Origin of the sequence: Streptomyces soli, assembly GCF_003999195.1 — a bacterium.
Classification (GTDB): domain Bacteria; phylum Actinomycetota; class Actinomycetes; order Streptomycetales; family Streptomycetaceae; genus Actinacidiphila; species Actinacidiphila soli.
In genome coordinates, this window is sequence record NZ_RJVR01000305.1 from 1 (window position 1) to 3,972 (window position 3,972).

Sequence of the window (3,972 nt, forward strand, 5' to 3'; positions counted from 1 at the left end):
GATGTGGTCCTTGCTGACGCTCTACCAAGCCCTGCGGACGGTCATGGTCGACGCCGCCGAGTCGCTCCCGGGCACCGACCCGGACCGCTGCGGATTCACCACCGCCTTCCAGACCGCCCGCGACCAGGTCGTCCAGGCCGCCGACATCGTCACCACAACCGCCCACCGAGTCGGTCTCATCGGGCGCCGGGTCCTGGCCAACCTGCTCCCGCCCAGGCGGCAGCGGGTCAGCACCCGCAAGGTCAAATCACCGATCTCCCGGTACAGCGAGCGACGAGACGACGGCAGGCCCGACACCAGCCGCACCGTCACCAACCTCGACGTCACCGTCCTCGAGCCCCCAGTCGAGGAGCACCCCCTGCCCGCCGCCTCGCGGGACGACCGATACCTTCCCCGGTCAGCGCAGAGCCGCCGGGAACGGGTCCTGGACCTCCTCCACACCGATCCCGGCCGCCGCTGGCGCAGCCGTGAGATCGCTCATCGCCTCGGAGACATCACCCTCGGCACCATGTACAGACAACTGTCCCGCTGGGCCGACGACGGACTCCTCCACAAGTGCGGCCCCGGCATCTACATGGCCACCCCATGAGAATCGACCAACAGCCTTGCCACCAGCGCGAATCCGTTAACTACCCGGCCTTGGGGGAAGGTCCGCGCCCCCGACTCCGTGTGAGCGGACACGGCAGATCTCAGTGTCCCTTGACACATGATCACTATGCGCGGCGGTACCGAACTCACCACCCACGCCGACGCCTGTGGTGAACCTGCCCGGCCGGGCCAACACCCCACGCACACGGCAGCCAAGTCGCTGAACCCCCACCGGTAGCCACCCGGGCCGCCCACCGGGAGACCAGAGCGCCGTCTCCCCGCCCCGGCCCCTCTATCTACCTGCGGCGTTACCGGCCCCTCCGTTGCAGTCTCCACCAAACCGACACGACACCCCATCAAAAACCAGAGTCCGGAATCGTCAACATATGAAAGTCCCATCTACGGAAGACCCACAGCTCAAACCCCCGACATTCCACTCCCAACACGATGACGATCCACCACTCCCAAACACCCGCAGATCATCACCACCGGCGTCACCGCCCACCCCACCCGGGCCTGGGCGACGCAACAGGCCCGCAATCTCACCGCCCAACTCGACACGCGCATGGAGTCCTGCGCTTCGTGCTGCGCGACCGCGACACCAAGTACGACCAGTCCTTCGACGCCGTCTTCGAAGCCGAGAACATGAATGTGCTGCTCGGCGCGCCACGGGCGCCTCGGATGAACGCGCACTGCGAGCGGGTGATCGGCACCATCCGCCACGAGGCCCTCGACCACGTCCTGCTCATGAACCAGGCCCACGCCCGACAAGTCCTCGCCGACTTCGAACGGCACTACAACACGCACCGACCTCACCAGGCCCGAGATCAACGACCCCCTCACGCCCCCGGGCAGCCAGCCACCGTCCACGACCTCGACGACCGCAGACTCCTGCGCACCCGCATCCTCGGCGGTGCTATCAACGAGTACCGGTACGCCGCTTGACCTGCGGCGATGACTTTTCGAGCCCCACAGGCGGTGGGCCGAGGCGCGAATGTGTATGCCGAACGGCAACTGCCGCGCCTATTATCATGTCAACTTGCGCTGAACGGGGGGTACATGACTCGGACGCTCCAGTGGCTGATCGCTGTGGTGGTGCCTCTCACCGTCTTTGGCGTGTGCTTAGTCCTTTTGATGGTGCTCCGGCTGCCCTGGACTCCGCACGCCGAGTCGGACCGCTGGCTCATGTCCCTGTCTGTCGCCGCGTTCACCGGCACGGGCATAGCTGCTCCCCTTGTCTGGTGGGCAGGTCGTGCGAAAGAGCCAGACTCTGGAGAGCAGCAGTCCGGTGAGATCACGCAGCGGGCGAAGGCGGATCGGAAGAGTCGGATCACCATGGCGGGCCGTGACGTGTGGGTGCGGGGTGGGGGCGACGAGAAGTGAGAGAAGGTCGCACGCCGGATCGGGCTCGAGCAAGGGGCCTTCTCCCAAGGCGGATGAATCAGCAGGCCGAGGCTGACCACGGAAGCCGGATCACCATGGCTGGCCGCGACATCCGAGAGGAGAGCCACCACTATCACGCCCCTGGCAGCGGGCCTGGCCGCAGACTTACCCCCCGGCGGGCGGTGCTGGCGACGGCGCTTGCGCTGGTCGTCATTGCGGCTGGAATCGTTTCCGATCGCTGGTACAGCGACTTCACCGCAGCCGACTCGGCAGCGGCGAAGCGTCGGGGAAATGCGGTCGCCGACAGTCGTTCCACCCCCTTCCAAGTAGTGGTTGACGGACCGGATCTCAGCCGTTCGGACGCCTGGGCCTTTATCCTGGACCACACGCTGACGCCTCAGGAGACCACCGCGCTCGAGCGGCTCAACGGGTCCGACTTCCAGGACATTGCGACTCTTCTGCGCCCCCTCGGCGCCCGTCTCTTGCCGGAAGGGGGCGTACCGCAGATAGGAGCCAACGCCGACCCTGGCCTGCAGGCGATTGAGAAGCGCTACGAATCGGGCGACCTGGGCGAGGGCTACCCAAGCCACGGCGACACCTACCGCTTGCATTTCACCAGTGACCACGCCACTCCAGTGACGATCGAGTCCATCACCACCACGGACGTCTCTTGCCGACCGACTCACGCGATCGCCTACTTGGGAGAGCGGCCCCAGGGCGAGGGTCCGGTGCCGACGATCTACCTGTCGTTGAGAGATCCAGCGGGAACTCCGGCTATCGAAGTCGACGACGCGGGAAACGCTGTGAACTCCGACTACTTCGCCCACAACAAGATCGATGTAGGGCAGTACACCACCCCTGGAGATCTGAACATCGAGGTCGGTGGCGTCCGGCACGAACTGTGCTCCTGGGATTTCAAGGTTGACTACCTGACCCCGAGTGGGAAGTTCTCCACGGTCGTCGACGACAACGGAAGGCCGTTCAGCGTTGAGGACGGCCCATACAGGCCAGTCCAGGATGTTCAGTACGTGCCCCAGAACTCTGGGAAAATGGGCTGGGCCGACTGCGCTCACGGCTGCTGACGCGTCTGGTCGACCCGGCGGCCGTGCCGGCGTCATTGGCTACGGCCGGGCATGCCGACCGGCGTCGACGGGTGCTGACCGGCGAGGCCACGGTGCATGTGGTGCCCGGGTTGTGTCTGTTCAGCGGCGAGGGCTACGACACGGTGCTGGGCCGGACCGTGCCGTTGCCGGCCGACTCGGCGCCGCCACCGGCCGCGAGTCTGGCTGACCTTCCGTGATCTCCGCAGGCGTAATCGACTTAATAGCCCACATCGGGCACTGGCCGCGCACGCTGACCGTCTATCCCGACCGGCACCGACATGACCTGGCGTTTCGTCAAAAACGTCAGTCAAACATCGGCAACCACTGTCAGAAGCAAACGCCCAGCCAAACCCACCCCGACCAGCGCTATCGACGCCCCACACCACTGACACATTCACGCCGAAAAATTGCTGACAAACCAATACGCATCATCAGCCACCAGTTGGCCGTCCTGCAGCGGCAGATCGACAGGCCGCGCATCACCGCGGCGGACCGCGCCTTCCTTGCCGCGCTCCTCCACCGGCTCCCAAGGCCCACGCTGCGTCAGTTGCACCTGATCGTCTCCCCGGACACGATCCTGAGGTGGCACCGCGATCTCATGCACCGCCGCCACGCCGACGCCTCCCGCCGCAAGAGGCCTGGCCGTCCTCCGACCCACCGCAGCATCCAGGCTCTCGTCCTACGCCTGGCCCGCGAGAACTGCGGGTGGGGCTATCGGCGTATCCACGGCGAACTCGCCGCCCTCGGCATCAAGATCGCACCCTCCACCGTGTGGGAGATTCTGCGGGCGCACGGGATCGAGCCCGCACCTGAACGCGACCACCCAACCTGGGCCGCCTTCCTACGGGGCCAGGCCCACACGATCCTGGCCTGCGACTTCTTCACCGCCACCACCCTG

5 protein-coding genes and 1 pseudogene are annotated in these 3,972 nt (G+C 66.1%); 5 read left to right on the plus strand and 1 reads right to left on the minus strand.

Annotated elements, in window-relative coordinates; genetic code table 11:
* The 4 genes and pseudogenes from EFK10_RS48010 to EFK10_RS34435 form a co-directional block, all read left to right on the plus strand.
* A pseudogene (locus tag EFK10_RS48010) lies at positions 1 to 589 on the plus strand (IS4 family transposase); the annotation flags it as partial.
* 581 nt (positions 590 to 1,170) lie between these two features.
* Positions 1,171 to 1,533, plus strand: a complete 363-nt coding sequence (locus EFK10_RS34425) for an integrase core domain-containing protein (protein ID WP_322973443.1) — start codon at positions 1,171 to 1,173, stop codon at positions 1,531 to 1,533.
* Between the two features lie 491 nt (positions 1,534 to 2,024).
* On the plus strand, positions 2,025 to 3,053 hold the full coding sequence (locus EFK10_RS34430) for a hypothetical protein (protein ID WP_127359570.1): 1,029 nt from the start codon (positions 2,025 to 2,027) through the stop codon (positions 3,051 to 3,053).
* Between the two features lie 23 nt (positions 3,054 to 3,076).
* On the plus strand, positions 3,077 to 3,271 hold the full coding sequence (locus tag EFK10_RS34435) for a transposase domain-containing protein (protein ID WP_164836266.1): 195 nt from the start codon (positions 3,077 to 3,079) through the stop codon (positions 3,269 to 3,271).
* Positions 3,272 to 3,468: 197 nt separating this feature from the next.
* On the opposite strand, the gene EFK10_RS53560 is transcribed toward EFK10_RS34435, so the two are convergent.
* Positions 3,469 to 3,627 (minus strand): hypothetical protein, encoded by a 159-nt coding sequence (locus tag EFK10_RS53560; protein WP_407647213.1) that lies wholly within the window; start codon positions 3,625 to 3,627, stop codon positions 3,469 to 3,471.
* On the opposite strand from EFK10_RS53560, the gene EFK10_RS34440 reads away from it, so the two are divergent.
* A partial coding sequence (locus EFK10_RS34440) for a helix-turn-helix domain-containing protein (protein ID WP_407647212.1) occupies positions 3,553 to 3,972 on the plus strand: 420 nt, incomplete at its 3' end. The two genes, EFK10_RS53560 and EFK10_RS34440, sit on opposite strands and share 75 nt — an antisense overlap.

What these genes read in the sequence shown, in the direction of transcription:
- EFK10_RS34430 (WP_127359570.1), top strand. Translation starts at nt 2,025, where the DNA reads ATGAATCAGCAGGCCGAGGCTGACCACGGAAGCCGGATCACCATGGCT.